Raw genomic sequence first — 17,103 nt, 5'->3', positions numbered from 1 at the left:
ATCGCGGTGGACAGCAGCGGCCAGTGGACGTACACCCTGGCCAATGGCACCGATGGCGTGGCCAGTGCGGTGCAGTCACTGAAGGCGGGCGAGAGTCACGATGAGGTGTTTACGGTGCAGGTCAGCGACGGCCTCGGTGGCGTCGATACTCAGCTGGTGACCATCACCGTCAGCGGCAGCAACGATGCACCGGTGCTCAGCTTCGCGACCGGCAATGCTGCCGGCGCGGTGCAGGAAGACACCACGCTCAGCGTCAGCGGCCAGTTCAGCTCGACCGACATCGATCACGATGCCACGGCGACCTGGAGCATCAATGGCTCGCCAACTGGAACCTACGGCTCGATCGCGGTGGACAATAGTGGCCAGTGGACGTACACCCTGGCCAACGGCACCGACGGTGTCGCCAGCGCGGTGCAGTCGCTGCAGGCCGGCGAGACTCACAACGAAGTGTTCAGCGTGCAAGTCAGTGATGGCCTGGGCGGCGTCGACACCCAGCTGGTGACCGTCACCGTCACCGGCAGCAACGACGCACCGGTGCTCAGCTTCGCGACCGGCAACGATGTTGGCACCGCGAAAGAAGACACCATCCTCAGCGTCAGCGGCCAGTTCAACTCGGCCGACATCGATCACGGTGCCACGACCAGCTGGAGCATCAATGGCTCGCCAACGGGCACCTACGGCTCGATCGCGGTCGACAGCAGCGGCCAATGGACCTACACCCTGGCCAACGGCACCAATGGCGTCGCCAGCGCCGTGCAGTCGCTGCAGGCCGGCGAGAGTCACAACGAAGTGTTCAGCGTGCAAGTCAGCGATGGCCTCGGCGGTGTCGACACTCAACTGGTGACTATCACCGTCACCGGCAGCAACGACGCCGCCGTGCTGTCCTCGGCCAGCGTTACGCTGAGCGAAACCAATTCTCCGCTGACCACCGGCGGCAGCCTGACCATTAGCGATATCGACAGCCCGGAAAGCTTCCAGGCGCAAACCAACACCGCCGGCAGCTACGGCCAGTTCTCCATCGGCACCGGCGGTGCCTGGACCTACGTCGCCAGCTCCGCCCACAACGAGTTCGCCGCCGGTACCACCTACACCGACACCTTCGCGGTGAGCAGTGCCGACGGCACCCTTACTTCAGTCACCGTGCATATCCTCGGCACCAACGATGCGGCCGTGCTGTCCGCCGACATCGCCAACCTCACCGAGACCAATGCCGCCGTCGACATTTCCACCACCGGCACCCTGACCATCAGCGACGTCGACAGCGCCGCAACCTTCGTCGCGCAAACCAACACCGCCGGCAGCTACGGCCAGTTCTCCATCGGCACCGGCGGTGCCTGGACCTACGTCGCCAGCTCCGCCCACAACGAGTTCGCCGCCGGTACCACCTACACCGACACCTTCGCGGTGAGCAGTGCCGACGGCACCCTTACTTCAGTCACCGTGCATATCCTCGGCACCAACGATGCGGCCGTGCTGTCCGCCGACATCGCCAACCTCACCGAGACCAATGCCGCCGTCGACATTTCCACCACCGGCACCCTGACCATCAGCGACGTCGACAGCGCCGCAACCTTCGTCGCGCAAACCAACACCGCCGGCAGCTACGGCCAGTTCTCCATCGGCACCGGCGGTGCCTGGACCTACGTCGCCAACTCCGCCCACAACGAGTTCGCCGCCGGCACCACCTACACCGACACCTTCGCGGTGAGCAGTGCCGACGGCACCCTCACTTCGGTCACCGTGCATATCGCCGGCAGCAACGACTCACCGACGATCACTTCCAACGGTGGCGGTGCGACGGCTTCGATCAACGTGGCGGAGAACACCACGGCGGTCACGACGGTGGCGGCGACCGATGCTGATCTGCCGGCGCAAACGCTGAGCTACAGCATCGCCGGCGGAGCGGATGCCGCGAAGTTCTCGATCGTTTCAGGCACAGGCGCGCTGAGCTTTATTTCTGCACCCAACTTTGAAGCACCGACTGATTCGGGAACGAACAACGTTTATGACGTGATTGTGCGGGCGTCGGACGGCACGCTGTTTGACGACCAGGCAATCGCGGTAACCGTAACGGGCGTCAACGACAACTCCCCGGTGATCACCTCCAACGGTGGTGGTGCGACGGCTTCGATCAATGTGGCGGAGAACACCACGGCGGTCACGACGGTGGCGGCGACCGATGCTGATCTGCCGGCGCAAACGCTGAGCTACAGCATCATCGGCGGAGCGGATGCCGCGAAGTTCTCAGTCGTTTCAGGCACAGGTGTGCTGAGCTTTATCTCTGCCCCCAACTTTGAAGCGCCGACTGATTCGGGAACAAACAACGTCTATGACGTGATTGTGCGAGCGTCGGACGGCACGCTGTTTGACGACCAGGCGATCGCGGTAACCGTGACGGGAGTCAACGATAACTCCCCGGTGATCACCTCCAACGGTGGTGGTGCGACGGCTTCGGTCAATGTGGCGGAGAACACCACGGCGGTCACGACAGTGCTGGCGACCGATGCAGATCTACCAGCGCAGACGCTGAGCTACACGATCCTGAATACGGCCGGGACGGACTTCAGCAAGTTCTCGATCAGTTCGAGCGGGGTGCTGACGTTCAATTCGGCGCCCGATTACGAGAATCCCCAGGATGTCGGTGGTACCGATGGCGACAACGCCTACGTTGTGGATGTTCAGGTGGCCGACGGCAATGGCGGAACCGACACTCAGACCATTACGGTAAACGTGCAGAACGTCGTTGAGACTCCAGTTGATACCGTGGCGCCAACGGTGACTTCCATTACTGCGTCCCCAGTGTTAGGGAACACCGGTAGCGGCACAATAACCATCACATTCAGTGAAGCTGTGATTAACTTCGATATCAGTGATTTCAGTGTCACCGCAGGCCGCGGAACCCTCAGCAACTTCTCCGGTAGCGGCACTACTTATACAGTGGACTTCACCAGAACCAGCAATGGATCTGTAAAAGCCAGCGTTACAAACACCTACACGGACTTGGCTGGTAATACGGGTGTTGCGTTCACCTCCAGCGCAAATCTCCCGGCAGGTGTGGCTGGCGAACCCATCAATCTAGCCCTCAACGTTCCGTCGGCCGATATCAGCGGCCCTATAACGGTGGCCATCAGCGGTGTTCCCTCGGGATGGACGTTCAATACAGGAACCGACAACGGCGACGGTACCTGGACAGTGCAGACCGACGATCCCAGTTCGCTGACGGTAACTACCCTAGCCGACTTCGCGGGAGCATTGGTGCTCGACGTCAACATGAACTGGACCAACGCCGACGGCAGCGTTGGCAATGCCTTTGTGTCCGACAACGTCGAAGCCTACGCCCCCGGCTCGCCGATCTTCGCATTGTCAGCGGACGACAACCTGACCGGCTCCAGCGGCGCCGACCTGTTCGTGTTCGCCCAGCCAATCGGCAACAACGTCATTCACAGCTTCGACGCGGCGACGGACAAAATTGACTTGATCGGCTTCACGGGCGTCAACGATTTTGCGGATGTGAGTATCGCCAACGACGCGAACGGCAATGCGGTGCTCAGCATCAGCGCCGACCAGACGATCACGGTCAAAGGTGTGGATGCGGCGGCGTTGAGCGGGGCCAACCTGCTGTTCGATGTGGACCCGGTCACGACCAATACGGGCACCCTCACCATTGGCGACGGCGCGATCATGCCGTTCGGTGGCAGCATCCATAACAGCGGCACCATCGAGCTCGGCTCCGCCGGCAGCGCGACCAACCTTGAGATTCTGTTCCGTGGCGCGACCTTGACCGGTGGCGGCCAGGTGCTGCTATCCGACAACGCGCAAAACGTGATTTTCGGCGGCAGCGCCGACACGGTGCTCACCAATGCCGACAACACCATCTCGGGTGCTGGCCAATTGGGTGCGGGGCAGATGATGCTGGTCAACTCGGGCCTGATTCATGCCAGCGGCGTCAATGCGCTGGTGATCGATACCGGTAGCAACGCCGTCACCAACACTGGCGTGCTGCAAGCGAGCGGCAGCGGCGGATTGGTGGTTGAAAGTGCGCTCGTCAACAGCGGCAGCCTGTGGGCGAACGATGGCAACATCACCGTCCACGGAGATGCCAGTGGCGCAGGAAACGCGACTATCAGCGGTTCGGCGATGCTGGAATTCGGTGCTGCCTCCGATCAGCATGTGACGTTTGACAGCGGCGCGGCAGGCACGCTCAAGCTCGATGATTCTGCGGCGTTCAGTGGCAGCGTCAGCGGTTTTGCCGCAGGTGACAAGCTGGACTTTGGCGATATTGCGTTCGGCAGCAATACGCAGATCATCTATGCAGCGAATGACGCTGGCACCGGCGGCCTGTTAATGGTGAGCGACGGCGCACATGCAACGCAGGTCACGCTGAACGGCCAATACGCGGCGGCAGGTTTGCAAGCGAACACCGAGGGCAGCGGCAGTGAGTTGGCCTACGATGCCGCGGCGGCAAACCACACGATGCTGGGCGGCCTGGCCAACGACATTCTGGTTGGCGGTGCGGGTGACGATCTGTTCTTCGGCGGGCTGGGCAACGACACGCTCAACGGCGGCCTCGGCAACGATACCTTTGCGTTTGCTGCCGCAGGCTTCGGCAACGACTCGATCCAGGACTTCGACGCCAATCCGGCCGGAGGGCAGGACTTGCTCAATATCGCGGGGCTGGGGATCAGCAGCGAGACGTTCGCTGCCAACGTGAGCATTGCGGCTGACGGGGCGGACACGCTGATCGGGATCGGGATGGACTCTATTCGCCTTGTCGGTGTCAACAGTGCGGGTATCGATCAGACGGACTTTATCCTGACGGCATGATGCTTTTGCTGCTGGTCGCACATTGCTGCGCGGTTGCAGAGCCCATTGCGGATAAATCCGCGATGGGCTCTGTGCGAGGTGTTTTTCTCGTCAATCCACGTGTCGATTGACTGAGCATGTGCTGCCAGCAACGCCAGGGTCGACGACTGGATGAAGGCATACTGTCGATGGCAGGGGACTGAGCTGGCAGGTGAGCCCTGATGGATGCACGCCTTTTTACTGGCCGATTCCGGCCATCCGAGACCAGCTGCAATTCACTGCTTGTAGCCAATCTGCCGCAACAGGTTCTTGCGCCACAGGATGTCTTCATCGCCTTCAATGTCAGTGGCACAGAAACCGTCCACGACGCCCAGGATGGCTCGCCCTTGCTCCGTCTCGGCGAGAACCACCTCGGTTGGATTGGCCGTTGCACAAAAAATACGGCATACCTCCGGGACCATTTTGAGGGTGTTCAACACGTTCAGCGGATAGAAACCGTCGCCCAGGAAAATGATGAAGCTATGGCCCGCGGCGATGGCTTTCGCATTCTTCTGTGCAAGTTCGATCATTGAGGTATCGGTGCCAGACCATCGCACCATGCATTTGCCGGAGGCTTCACAAAAGGCCACGCCAAACTGGATACCGGGCACGGCATTGACCAGCGATTCGTGGATGTCCTCGACGGACTTGATGAAGTGCGTCTGACCCAAAATGAAGTTCGTTACGTCCGGCTTATCGATTTTCAACGTGATGAGTTGCATCTCAAACACCTCCTTTCACGATATTGCTACCAGGGGCTGGCAACACATCAAGCATAGCTACTCGGTGGTTATTGCTCCGTTCGCGGACTGTTTTTGGCTGAGTAGTGGCAATGGAATCGGCCGGTTCTGTTGAGAAAGTCGACTCGACCAGGCAGGGGTTGATGGAATCCAGGCGTATATTGATAGTGCCGATCCAGAGAGTTGAGGCGATAGCAAATCGTCGGTGTTGTGACAGTCGAGAGCGCTGGGGGAGCCAGATATCCCGGAACGTTTGGAGGTGTTACATGAGCCAGTATCAACGACTCTTTCTGATAGCCGGTCCAGCCATGCGTCACACCCCGGCGTTGGAGCGAGCTGTCGCCATTGCCCAAGCCACTGGCGCAGCGCTGCATATCACGGTGTTTATCGAAGACTCCAGCCTCTTGGGTTTGATGAGCGCCGGTGCGCGTTTTCGTGAGGCCTGCCAGCAGGAAAACGAAAAGTGGCTGAAGGATGAGGCGGATCTGATCCGCGAGCGCGGAGTCGCAGTGAGCACCGAAGTGCTTGTTACGCGCAGCGCGCTGCAAGAAATACTTCGACATGTGGCAGAAATGCAGCCGGATCTGGTTATCAAGGACGTGCACCACGAGTCAGCGCTCAAACGCGTTTTCATTACGCCTCTGGACTGGCACTTGTTGCGTGAATGTCCGGTGGCTGTGCATCTGGTCAGCGAACTCAGATGTCCACTTCCACGGGTGGTGGTAGCGGCAGTCGATCCGTCACAACCCGAGACTCAGATCACTGGCATCAACGAGCGCATCATCCAGGCGGCGAACGGGTTGTCGATGCAATGCAACGCGGAGCTGCATCTGCTGCATGCCTACGATCTATCGCAGACACATATATCCGACGCCGGCGCCGGTGCAGTGACGATGCCAGGCTTCAGCAGCGATGTACGCAAGTCACTGCAAAAGTCATTTAGTGCATTGGCCAACCACTTTGGCGTACCCACTGAGCGACAACACTTCGTTGCAGGGCCGCCTGGCAAAGCGCTGGCCGACTTCGCAGCGCATCACCGGGCCGATGCGATCGTCATGGGAAATGCGCATCGCAAGGGTCTTGGCAAATGGGTGGGCAGTACGACGGAGCATGTTCTGTATCAAGTGCCCTGCAACATTTTCGCCGTTACGGGGGCTGCGGATCAGTGATCGGGAAGACACCGTAAAGCGTATCTGCTTCTGGCCGATGGTTGCCTGATTCCGAAGACAAAAAAGCCCGCCACTGAGCGTGGTGCTGTTCAGTTAAGGATTCTGTAGAGCTGGCCTGCCAGCGAAAGGCCGAAGGCCGCTTTCTGCGTTTCTTGTTTTTGTGCCGTGTGTATCGACGCCTTCGCGGGCAAGCCCGCTCCACAGATGTCAGAATTTGTTCAGAGGGATTTTCAGGTAAGTCACGCCATTGCCCTCGGCCGGCGGCAAATTCCCCGCCCGCACATTCACCTGAATCGCCGGCAGCAACAGCGTCGGCATGCCCAGCCCTGCATCACGTCGTGTACGCATTTCCACGAACGCGGCTTCATCGATCCCGTCATGCACATGAATGTTGTTTTTGCGTTGCTCGCCCACAGTCGTCATGCATTGGGGGGAGCGGCCATTGGGCGGGTAGTCGTGGCAGACGAACAGCCGCACGCTGGCGGGGAAGGCCAGCAGTTTGTGGATCGAGGCGAACATCTGGTTGGCATTGCCGCCCGGGAAATCGCAGCGGGCGGTGCCGACGTCCGGCATGAACATCGTGTCGCCCACCAGAATCACATCGCTGTCGATCAGGTAAGCCATGTCCGCCGGGGTATGGCCGGGCACGTGCAGGGCGGTCGCCTTGAGGTTGCCGATCATGAACGATTCGTCGGGGGCGAACAGGTGATCGAACTGGGAGCCGTCGACGCGAAAGGATGGCTCCAGATTGAACAGCGCCTTGAACACGTCCTGGACCTTGCTGATCGACTCGCCAATGGCGATCTTGCCGCCCAGCTCCCGCCGCAGATAAGGCGCGGCGGACAGGTGGTCGGCGTGGGCGTGGGTTTCCAGCAGCCATTGCACCTGTAGCCTGTGGGCACGGACGAAGGCGATGATTTTGTCAGCCTGGGTCGTCGCGGTGCGTCCGGCGGCACCGTCGTAATCGAGCACGGGGTCGACAATCGCACACTGCCCGCCATCGGCCTCGTAAACCACATAACTGTAGGTCGAGGAGGCGGGGTCGAGGAAAGCTTCAATCAGCGCGGGCATGGACACGGACCTGTGCAGGGTTGGAAAAGTCAGTCATGGGTTGCAACACTTTACATAAAAACATAATGTTCGCAGCTTAAGTGACCTTGAAGGCATCCTGCAAATGCAATCCAGTCTGACCGAATGTGAAGTCGCTCAACTGCGCGCCTCGGCCTCCAAGGCCTGTGCGCTGCTCAAGGCCTTGGCCAATGAGGATCGCTTGTTGATCCTGTGCCAGTTGACCCAGGGCGAGCGCAACGTTGGCGAACTGGAGAAAATGACCGGCGTGCGCCAACCGACCCTGTCCCAGCAATTGGGGATCCTGCGTGACGAAGGACTGGTCGCAACCCGTCGTGAAGGCAAGTACATTTTTTACGGTCTTGCCAGTCACGAAGTGATCCAGGTGATGAAAACCCTCTCCGGGCTGTACTGCGGGGCGGTGCTTAAAAGCTGGGTTCAACCCTGATCTTATTCAACACACCGCTCCCACAGGTTTTGTGGTTTGACTCGTAACAATCCTTGCGTGCAGCAATAAGGAACAAGCAATGAACGATCAACACTGGGGCCCATCCATCAGTGCAGATATCGTGGTCATCGGCGGCGGCACGGCGGGTATCGGCCTTGTCGCCAGCCTGCTCAAGCGTAGCCCGCATCTGAACGTCACCGTGATCGAACCCGACTCCCGGCACTTCTATCAGCCGGCCTGGACGCTGGTCGGCGGTGGTGCATACAACGTGGAAAACACCGTGCGACCGACAGCGTCGGTGATGCCGCGCGGGGCCAATTGGGTGCAGGCCGCCGTGACTGGCATCGATCCTGACAAGCGCCAACTCACCCTCAGTGACGCGCGCACGGTCAGCTATCTCAATCTGGTCGTCTGCCCCGGCCTGCGCCTGGCCTGGGAGAAAATCGAAGGTTTGGAGGAAACCCTCGGCCAGCATGGCGTGACCTCGAATTACAGCTATCGGCACGCGCCCTACACCTGGGATCAGGTGCAGAAGTTGCGTGGCGGCAAGGTGCTGTTCACTCAGCCGGCCATGCCGATCAAATGTGCGGGAGCGCCACAAAAGGCGCTGTACCTGTCCTGCGATCACTGGAACAGGACCGGGGTGCTGAACGACATTGACGTCGAATTCAACCTGGCCGGCGCGGCGCTGTTTGGTGTGGCGACGTTTGTCCCGCCGCTGATGAAGTACATCGAGAAGTACAAGGCCCGGTTGGCGTTCAACTCGAATCTGGTCAAGGTCGACGGCCCGGCAAAAACTGCATGGTTCGAGGTCAGGGATGCCGATGGCAATGTCACCCGTCAGGCAAAAACCTTTGACCTGCTGCATGTCGTACCGCCCCAGGTCTCCCCGGATTTCATCGCCCGCAGCCCGCTGGCCGACACCGCAGGCTGGTGCGAGGTCGATCCGCACAGCCTGCAGCATCCGCGTTTCCCCGACGTCTTCGCGCTGGGTGATATCTGCGGCACCACGAACGCAAAAACCGCTGCAGCGGTGCGCAAGCAGATCGTGGTGGTGGCCGAGAACCTGCTGGCCTTGCGCAAGCAACAGGCGCTGCCGCTGAAGTACGACGGCTATGGCTCCTGTCCGCTGACGGTGGAGAAGGGCAAGGTGATCCTTGCCGAGTTCGGTTACGCGGGCAAGTTGCTGCCGACCTTTCCCCTTGACCCGACGACGCCGCGCCGCTCGGCGTGGTGGCTGAAGGCGACACTGCTACCGTGGTTCTACTGGAACGGTATGCTCAAGGGCCGTGAGTGGCTGACGCGTGTGTCCAGGGTCGATTGAGAGCTCCCTATGTTGCTGGCAAGTCTGTTTGGCGTAGTGATGGGGTTGGTGCTCGGCTTGACTGGCGCCGGCGGCGGTATCCTTGCGGTCCCGGCCCTGGTGTTGGGGCTGGGCTGGAGCATGACTCAGGCCGCTCCGGTGGCGTTGTTCGCGGTGGGCAGTGCGGCAGCGGTCGGTGCCATTGATGGTTTGCGCCATGGCCTGGTGCGTTATCGCGCGGCGTTGTTGATCGCAGCGCTCGGTGCGGTGTTTTCGCCGATGGGCATCTATTTCGCCCATCAGTTGCCGGAAAAAATCCTGATGATCCTGTTCAGCCTGTTGATGGTCATGGTGGCCTGGCGGATGTTGCGCCGTGAGCGCAAGGATGACGGTCCGAGCGATCATGGGCACGCCAACTGGGGCCAGAAGAACTGCATGCTCGATCAACAGACCGGGCGCTTTTCCTGGACCGCCAAATGCACTGCGACCCTCGCCGCACTCGGTGCGGTGACGGGGGTGGTGTCGGGGTTGCTGGGCGTCGGCGGCGGCTTTCTGATCGTACCGGCGTTCAAGCAACTGACTGATGTGCAAATGCGCGGGATTGTCGCCACCTCGCTGATGGTGATCAGCCTGATTTCCGCCATCGGGGTGATTGGCGCGTTCCATGCCGGCGTGCGCATCGACGGCGTCGGTGCCACCTTCATCGGCGCCAGCATCGCCGGCATGATCGTTGGCCGCAAGCTGTGCGCGCGGGTTCCGGCGCGGGGGTTGCAGGTCGGGTTCGCCAGCATCTGCGTGGTGGTCGCCGCTTACATGCTGTTCAAAGCCAACGCCTGACCGGTACCGGTTCCTGCGGACGCCAGTCGGCTCCGCAGGCCTACACCCTAAGTTGCGAGCCTCGCCGACCAGCGGTCGTACGCCATAGTGGTCACGCACCGCCGTCCAGTCCAAAGCAGCTGAAAACCGCCCCCAAGGCAGCGTATGGCGCCGCCGGTCAGGTTTCGATAATCGCCTCCGACACTCAGTCCCCCGTTTCGGAGCGCGCCATGCACAACAATAAGAACTTCACGCATCGTTTTCTGCCAGCCTTCATCGCCAGCCTGTCTGCCCTTGGCCTGAGCCCGGTGGCCAAGGCGGAAATCATGCTGTACGACAAGGACCAGACGACGTTCTCCACCGACGGCTACATCAACGCCTTTTACGTGAACAGTGATGTCGACCGTGCCGGCGAGCAGTTCGACCGTCGACAGTCGCGGGTCAAGATGGGGTTCCTGCCCAACTACCTGGGGTTCAACATGGGCAAGCAGGTAGACGATCTCAAGCTCGGCGCCCGCGCCTCGTTCTGGGTCACCATCAACGACAGCCAAACCAACGGCACCGATACGGCCATCGATGTGCGGCAGTTCTACGGCACCGTAGCCAATCCGGAATGGGGCGAAGTGCTGATCGGCAAAGACTTCGGGCTGTTCGCCCGTTCCAACATCCTGCTCGACGAAATGCTCGCCGGTTACGGTCAGGTCAGCGATACGTTGGGGTTGGTGGATGGCGGCGGGGTGTCGTTCGGCAACATCGGTACCGGTTACCCGTATCCGTTCCCGACCTCGCAGATAACCTATCGCACCCCGGTGATCGACGGTCTGCGTGTGGCGGTAGGCATCATGGACCCGGTAGACACCAACGACAGCAGCCCGACGGGCAAGGCCTATCAGGAAAACCCGCGTACCGAGAGCGAAATCACCTATCAGTTCGACTTGGCCGGGGCAAAGATCTACAGCTGGGTCAACGGCAGCTACCAGACCTCGGACAACACCGATTCCACGGTCGAGACCGTCACTTCCAAGGGTGTCGGTTATGGTGTGCAGGCGAAGATGGGCGGCTTGTCCCTCACCGGGTCGGGTTTCCAGGCCAAGGGCATCAACCCGTTTTTCACCAACAATGCCGGCGAGCCGACCCTGCGCAACGTCGACAGCGACGGATACCTGTTGCAGGGCTCCTACAAGCTGGGCAAGAACCGCCTGGCCTTGTCCTACGGCAAGACCAATGACGATGGCAACGGCGTGGTCGGCAGCGGCGCGGACTACGAGACCCGCGGTATCGCGTTGTTCCATGACGTGAACGACAACCTCAAGCTGGTGGCCGAGTACAACCAGTTCGAAATCAACGGTCACGACACCAGCGCCCAGAATGAAGACACCGACACCTTTGCAGTGGGTGCGGTGCTGACCTGGTAACCCCGGGAGGTGACCCTGGCCGTGCGCATCGCGGCGAGGGTCGCCACCCGTCTCATCCCATCGAAGCGGCTACCCGCTACCCAAGTAGCATTCGTCGCACCTCACAGGCTTCGTACACTCGTGCCTCATACACACACCTGCGGGAGGTGACGATGCAGCCGGTCCAGAACGAAGGTGTCGTCAGTGCGATGTCCCAGGCCACCGATGCCCGGCAGGTCGCGCAGGAGCTGGCAGGGCAGTTGTTGCATCCGCACCTGGGGTTCGTGCTGTTCTTCTGTTCCGCCGAGTACGACTTGCAGGCACTGGGCCAGGCCTTGCAGCAAAGCTTCGGCGGCATTCGCCTGGTGGGCTGCACCAGCGCCGGGGAGATCACCCCGCTGGGCTATGGGCGCAGTTGCGTGACGGCGGTGGGCTTCGATCATCGGCACTTTTCCATCGCGATCGAGCTGATCGACGAGATGGAGCACTTCAGCCTGATCGATGCCCAGCAAATGGTCGAGCGCCTGGTCAGTGGCTGCCGCAGCAACACCCTGGCCCCGATCAAGGGCAACAGCTTTGCCCTGACCTTGCTCGATGGCCTGTCCAGCCGCGAAGAAATGGTCCTGGCGGCCTTGAGCGCGGCCTTGGGCGACATTCCACATTTCGGCGGCTCGGCTGGCGACGATAACTACCTGACCCATACCCATGTGTACTTCGATGGCGAGTTTCACAGCGGCGCGGCCGTGGTGGTGCTGGTCAATACCTGGCTGGATTTCGAGGTGTTCACCACCCACCATGTGTTGCCCCGTGCCGAGAAGCTGGTGGTCACCGGGGCCGACAGCACCTTGCGCCGGGTCTTCGAACTCAATGCCGAGCCGGCAGCCGCCGAGTATGCCCGGCACATCGGCGTGCCGGTGGCGGAGCTCGATCACCGGGTCTTCGCCGCGCACCCGTTGGCGGTGCGAATCAACCAGCAGTACTACGTGCGGGCCATCCAGCAGGTGCATCCGGACCTGAGCCTGAGTTTCTACTGCGCCGTGGAAAACGGCATCGTCCTCACCGCGATGACCCCGGGCCCGATGCTGCCAAACCTGCAGAGCCTGTTCGAGGGGTTGCAGGAGCGCCTGGGTGATTTGCTCCTGACCATCGGTTGCGACTGTTTCCTGCGGCGTCTGGAACTCGAAGACGACGGCAGTCTTGACCGGATCGGCACGTTTTTGCGTGAGCAACGGGTGATGGGTTTCAACACCTATGGAGAACAGTTCAATGGCATGCACATCAACCAGACCTTCACCGGCGTTGCCATTGCCCGTGGCCGTGCCCCAGGACGTCGCTGAGCTGCAGGCCGAGCTGGCCAGGCTGCGCCTCGAAAACCATAAACTGCAGCGCATCAATGGCGCGCTGATCGAACGGGTCGAGTCCGGGGTGACCCGCGGCAACGATCCGTACGCCGCATTCCAGCATTCGGTGGTGCTGGCCGAGCAAGTGCGCGAACGCACCGATGCCCTGAACCAGGCCATGGCAGAACTCAAGGCCGGTAATCATTTGCTCAGCGAAGCCCGCCTGCGCGCGGAAACCGCGCATCAACACCTGATCGATGCCATCGAAAGCATTTCCGACGCCTTCGTCCTGTTCGACGCCGAGCAGCGCATCGTGCTGTTCAACAGTCGCTTCAAGGCGTTCTGGAGCAACAGCCGGATGCGCATCAACGCCGGAATGCGCCTGACCGAGGTCAAGCGCCTGATGATGAACAACGGTCAGTTCACCGAGGAACCACGCGGGCATGCCGACGAAAACCTGCTTTACCGCCTGCAGGACGGGCGCTGGCTGCAGGTCAGCGAGCGGCCGACCCAAGAGGGTGGGCGGGTGATTCTGTTCACCGACATTACCGACGTCAAACTCAGCGAAACCGTACGCCGTGAGCAGGCGGTGGCACAGAAGTCGCATCTGTTGCAACGGGCGGTCGACAACCTGTCCCAAGGGGTGGCAATGGTCAACGCCGAGGGCATTCTGGAGCTGTGGAACCGGCGCTTCCTGGAGTTGAGCGGTCTGGCGCCGGTGGCTGCCCATCGCCCGTTTGCCGAGGTGATCGCCGACAGCGAGCTGAACCTGCTGACCCCGGCCAGTCGCGATGGCAACGGACGACCGGTAAGGGAATGCGAGCAGCGCCTGTACGATGGCCGGGTTCTGGAAATCCGCACCCATCCGCTGCCCGCCGGCGGATTCGTCAACACCTTCACCGACATTACCGAACGCTACCAGCACGCCGAGGCGCTGAGTGAAAGCGAACACTGGATTCGCCTGATCACCGATCACGTTCCGGCATTGATTGCCTACCTCAATGCCGATCTGGTCTACGAGTTCACCAACAAGGTCTACGAAGAGTGGTACTGCTGGCCCCGAGGCGTGATGCTCGGCCAGAGCCTGCGCGAAGTGCACAGCGAACAGCATTACCAGCGGCTGGAACCCTACGTGGCCAGGGCGCTGGCGGGCGAGAGCGTGACCTTCGAGTTCGCCGAAACCAACGTCAACGACCAGGAGCGCTACATGCTGCGCTCCTATGTGCCCAACCGCCTGGCCAGTGGCGAGGTGGTGGGGATTTTCGTGCTGATCCGCGACATCACCGAACGCCGCCGCACCGCCGAGGCGCTGCATCAGGCTTATCAGAATCTTGAGCTGCGGGTACGCGAGCGCACGGCGGAATTGACCACCCTCAACGATCAGTTGCTGCGTGAGATCGATGAGCGTCGCCTGGTCGAGTCACGCTTGCGCGAGGCCAAGCAGGAAGCCGAGCAGGCCAACCTGTCGAAAACCAAGTTCCTCGCGGCCGTCAGCCACGACCTGCTGCAACCGTTGAATGCCGCGCGGCTGTTTACCAGTGCCTTGCTGGAACGACGCGAGCCGATGTCCAGCGAGATACTGGTGCGCAACGTGAGCAACTCCCTGGAAGACGTGGAAAACCTGCTGGGCACCCTGGTGGATATTTCCAAGCTCGATGCAGGGGTGATCAAGGCCGACATTGCGCCGTTCGCCCTCAGTGAGCTGCTGGACAACCTGGCCGCCGAATACACACAGGTGGCGCGCAGTGAGGGCCTGCAACTGCACTTCATCGGTTGTTCGGCGCTGGTGCGCAGCGACATCCAGTTGCTGGCGCGCATTCTGCGCAACCTGCTGAGCAATGCGATTCGCTATACCTACAGTGGTCGTGTGGTGCTGGGTTGCAGGCGGCATCATCAGTGCCTGACGATCGAGGTCTGGGACAGCGGCATGGGCATCGCCGAACATCGCCTGGAGGAGATTTTCCAGGAGTTCAAGCGCGGTGATGTGCAGCGACCCGACCAGGATCGCGGCCTGGGCCTGGGCCTGGCGATTGTCGAGAAAATTGCCGGCATTCTTGGGCATCGCATTCATGTGCGCTCGTGGCCGGGCCGGGGCTCGATGTTCTCGGTCGAAGTACCGCTGAGCGCCACCGCGCCGAAACCGCCGCCGACATTGCCGATGAGCGAGCCGATGCTTGAGCGCCTGCGTGGTGCACGGATCTGGGTGCTGGACAACGATGCGACCATCTGTGCCGGCATGCGCACGTTGCTGGAGGGATGGGGGTGTCGGGTGGTGACGGCGCTGTCGGAGGAGGACCTGGCGCGGCAAGTGGACAACTACCATGCCGAGGCCGACTTGCTGATAGCCGATTACCACCTGGACAACGACTGCAACGGTGTCGACGCCGTCGCCCGGATCAATGCCCGGCGCGTGTCACCGGTCCCGGCGATGATGATCACGGCCAACTACAGCAATGAACTCAAGCAGCAGATCCGCGAACTGGGCCACACCCTGATGCACAAGCCGGTGCGGCCGATGAAGCTGAAGACGGCGATGAGTCATTTGCTCGGCAGGCCTTGAAGGGCGCGCCGCGGTCGTTCTGACTCAACGCCGCAGGTATGACCCGAAATCAATATCCCCGGCACTCAGGATCGCCTGCACCCGGTTGTGCACGTTGAGCTTGCGCAGGATCGCCGAGACATGGGCCTTGACCGTGGTCTCGGCGATTTCCAGGGTGTAGGCGATCTGCTTGTTCGATTCGCCCTTGGTCATGCGTTCCAGCACCTGCAGTTGCTTTCGGGTCAGAGCCTGGAGCAGTTCGGGCGGGAAGCTCGGAGTGTCGTTCATCCGCCGCTGGGTGCTGCTTTTGGCGGTGCGGATAATGTCCGGGGGCAGGTAGACATTGCCATTGAGAATTTGCTGGATGGCATCGGTCATCTGTGCGCGGGGTGAAGACTTGGTGATAAAACCTACCGCACCGTAGGTGATGGCTTGCAGCACGATCTGTTTGTCTTGCTCTGCGGAGACAATCACCACCGGAATGGTCGGCGCTTCGTTACGCAGGTTGATCAGGCCATTGAGCCCGTGCATGCCGGGCATGTTCAGGTCGAGCAGGATCAGGTCGAGGTCGTCGTGCTCCCGGGTCAGCGCCAGGGCGCTGTCCAGGTCAGCGGTTTCCATCACCTCGCTGCCGGCAAAACCGTCGCTGATGACGTTGTGAATGGCTTCGCGAAACAGCGGGTGATCGTCGGCAATCAGAATTTTGTACATGGCCTTTCACCTCATTATTTTGATTATGGTGTGGCAACTACACGCACGCGTAAAGCTCAGGGAAAGGGTTCGGGGCTGGCTGGCGAAACCGGCAGGTTGGCCGCTTGCCAGGCGTCGAGGCCATCGCGATACCAATACAGGGTCTTATAGCCCATGGTGGCTGCGCGTTTGGCCGCGTTCCAGCTCAACCAGCAGTCGGAGCGACAATAGAAGACCAGCGGTTGCGTCGGATCGCCGCCAGTCAGCGACTTCAGGTTTCGGGAGAAATAATCCTGCCAGGCGGGCGTCAGGTCGCCGTCACCGGTATTGGCCAGCCAATGGCTGCCGGGCAGGTTTTCATGGGGCTGGTCTTCGATGAATTGCCCTTGCAGCCACTGACGGCGGTAGACGTCGATCAGCACCGGGCGCGGGTTTTGGCCGAGCAGCGTTTGCAGGGCGCGGGTGTCGACGATGGTTGCGCCTTGCAGCTGGTCGGGCGTCGGGCTGCGGTACAGGCCAATGCGATAGCCGTCGGCAGAGAACAGCGCTGTATCGGCCTGCGCAGTACTCAGCAGCAGGCTCAGCGACAGGGCGGTGAGAGCAGGGCGCAACAGGCGACGTCGGGCACGCGGCATGGGTTCAGTCCTTATAGTTATGAACCTATTACATGCCAGTCGGGGGACGTTGGGAATGCGACGATAGACAGGGAAACCAGTACTAAAGTAGTAATTTCCCCTGTTCAAAAAAGATCCCC

12 protein-coding genes are annotated in these 17,103 nt (G+C 61.0%); 8 read left to right on the top strand and 4 right to left on the bottom strand.

What is annotated here, in order from left to right:
• Positions 1–4,824, top strand: a 4,824-nt coding sequence (locus tag CAF65_RS21510) for an S-layer family protein (RefSeq protein WP_085718110.1), incomplete at its 5' end; no start/stop codon positions are given.
• Between the two features lie 254 nt (positions 4,825–5,078).
• On the opposite strand, the gene CAF65_RS21505 is transcribed toward CAF65_RS21510, so the two are convergent.
• Positions 5,079–5,564, bottom strand: a complete 486-nt coding sequence (locus CAF65_RS21505) for an adenosine-specific kinase (RefSeq protein WP_085718105.1) — start codon at positions 5,562–5,564, stop codon at positions 5,079–5,081.
• Positions 5,565–5,848: 284 nt separating this feature from the next.
• On the opposite strand from CAF65_RS21505, the gene CAF65_RS21500 reads away from it, so the two are divergent.
• Positions 5,849–6,751, top strand: a complete 903-nt coding sequence (locus CAF65_RS21500) for a universal stress protein (RefSeq protein ID WP_085718104.1) — start codon at positions 5,849–5,851, stop codon at positions 6,749–6,751.
• Positions 6,752–6,958: 207 nt separating this feature from the next.
• Here the strand turns inward: CAF65_RS21500 and CAF65_RS21495 are convergent, their stop codons facing one another.
• A complete protein-coding gene (locus CAF65_RS21495; protein WP_085718103.1) occupies positions 6,959–7,822 on the bottom strand; it encodes an MBL fold metallo-hydrolase in 864 nt (287 codons plus the stop codon).
• Between the two features lie 103 nt (positions 7,823–7,925).
• Between CAF65_RS21495 and CAF65_RS21490 the strand changes: the two genes are divergently transcribed.
• From CAF65_RS21490 to nahK, 6 genes are all read left to right on the top strand, one after another.
• A complete protein-coding gene (locus CAF65_RS21490) occupies positions 7,926–8,267 on the top strand; it encodes a helix-turn-helix transcriptional regulator (protein WP_007976596.1) in 342 nt (113 codons plus the stop codon).
• A gap of 79 nt (positions 8,268–8,346) precedes the next feature.
• On the top strand, positions 8,347–9,591 hold the full coding sequence (locus tag CAF65_RS21485) for an FAD/NAD(P)-binding oxidoreductase (protein WP_085718102.1): 1,245 nt from the start codon (positions 8,347–8,349) through the stop codon (positions 9,589–9,591).
• A gap of 9 nt (positions 9,592–9,600) precedes the next feature.
• Positions 9,601–10,407 carry a sulfite exporter TauE/SafE family protein gene (locus CAF65_RS21480; protein ID WP_085718101.1) on the top strand — a complete coding sequence of 269 codons (807 nt, stop codon included), beginning with the start codon at positions 9,601–9,603 and terminating at the stop codon, positions 10,405–10,407.
• 209 nt (positions 10,408–10,616) lie between these two features.
• Positions 10,617–11,801 carry a porin gene (locus tag CAF65_RS21475; RefSeq protein WP_085718100.1) on the top strand — a complete coding sequence of 395 codons (1,185 nt, stop codon included), beginning with the start codon at positions 10,617–10,619 and terminating at the stop codon, positions 11,799–11,801.
• A 152-nt stretch (positions 11,802–11,953) separates the two neighbouring features.
• Entirely contained in the window at positions 11,954–13,117 is a 1,164-nt protein-coding gene (nosP, locus tag CAF65_RS21470) for a nitric oxide-sensing protein NosP (RefSeq protein WP_085718099.1), read from the top strand.
• Positions 13,047–15,680 carry a hybrid sensor histidine kinase/response regulator NahK/ErcS' gene (nahK, locus tag CAF65_RS21465; RefSeq protein ID WP_085718098.1) on the top strand — a complete coding sequence of 878 codons (2,634 nt, stop codon included), beginning with the start codon at positions 13,047–13,049 and terminating at the stop codon, positions 15,678–15,680. The genes nosP and nahK overlap by 71 nt, the downstream gene beginning before the upstream one ends.
• Positions 15,681–15,704: 24 nt before the next feature.
• Here nahK and CAF65_RS21460 read toward each other — a convergent pair whose 3' ends face one another.
• Together CAF65_RS21460 and CAF65_RS21455 are read right to left on the bottom strand one after the other, a co-directional pair.
• The gene (locus CAF65_RS21460) at positions 15,705–16,370 is read right to left on the bottom strand and encodes a response regulator transcription factor (RefSeq protein WP_057397452.1); all 666 of its coding nucleotides are present in this window, start codon (positions 16,368–16,370) and stop codon (positions 15,705–15,707) included.
• Positions 16,371–16,426: 56 nt separating this feature from the next.
• Positions 16,427–16,984, bottom strand: coding sequence for a PQQ-dependent catabolism-associated CXXCW motif protein (locus tag CAF65_RS21455; RefSeq protein ID WP_085718097.1), 558 nt, complete (start codon positions 16,982–16,984; stop codon positions 16,427–16,429).
• Positions 16,985–17,103 lie beyond the last annotated feature (119 nt).

This window comes from Pseudomonas sp. B28(2017) (assembly GCF_002113025.1).
GTDB lineage: Bacteria > Pseudomonadota > Gammaproteobacteria > Pseudomonadales > Pseudomonadaceae > Aquipseudomonas.
The sequence above is the reverse complement of the archived record's forward strand: the minus strand, read 5'-3'. Positions and strand labels throughout refer to the sequence as shown.

Bases quoted from the DNA above. Each gene is read 5' to 3' on its own strand.
- CAF65_RS21490 (WP_007976596.1), top strand. From the start codon at position 7,926: ATGCAATCCAGTCTGACCGAATGTGAAGTCGCTCAACTGCGCGCCTCG.
- nosP (WP_085718099.1), top strand. From the start codon at position 11,954: ATGCAGCCGGTCCAGAACGAAGGTGTCGTCAGTGCGATGTCCCAGGCC.
- CAF65_RS21505 (WP_085718105.1), bottom strand. From the start codon at position 5,564: ATGCAACTCATCACGTTGAAAATCGATAAGCCGGACGTAACGAACTTC.
- CAF65_RS21460 (WP_057397452.1), bottom strand. From the start codon at position 16,370: ATGTACAAAATTCTGATTGCCGACGATCACCCGCTGTTTCGCGAAGCC.
- CAF65_RS21455 (WP_085718097.1), bottom strand. From the start codon at position 16,984: ATGCCGCGTGCCCGACGTCGCCTGTTGCGCCCTGCTCTCACCGCCCTG.
- nahK (WP_085718098.1), top strand. From the start codon at position 13,047: ATGGCATGCACATCAACCAGACCTTCACCGGCGTTGCCATTGCCCGTG.
- CAF65_RS21500 (WP_085718104.1), top strand. From the start codon at position 5,849: ATGAGCCAGTATCAACGACTCTTTCTGATAGCCGGTCCAGCCATGCGT.
- CAF65_RS21475 (WP_085718100.1), top strand. From the start codon at position 10,617: ATGCACAACAATAAGAACTTCACGCATCGTTTTCTGCCAGCCTTCATC.
- CAF65_RS21485 (WP_085718102.1), top strand. From the start codon at position 8,347: ATGAACGATCAACACTGGGGCCCATCCATCAGTGCAGATATCGTGGTC.
- CAF65_RS21495 (WP_085718103.1), bottom strand. From the start codon at position 7,822: ATGCCCGCGCTGATTGAAGCTTTCCTCGACCCCGCCTCCTCGACCTAC.
- CAF65_RS21480 (WP_085718101.1), top strand. From the start codon at position 9,601: ATGTTGCTGGCAAGTCTGTTTGGCGTAGTGATGGGGTTGGTGCTCGGC.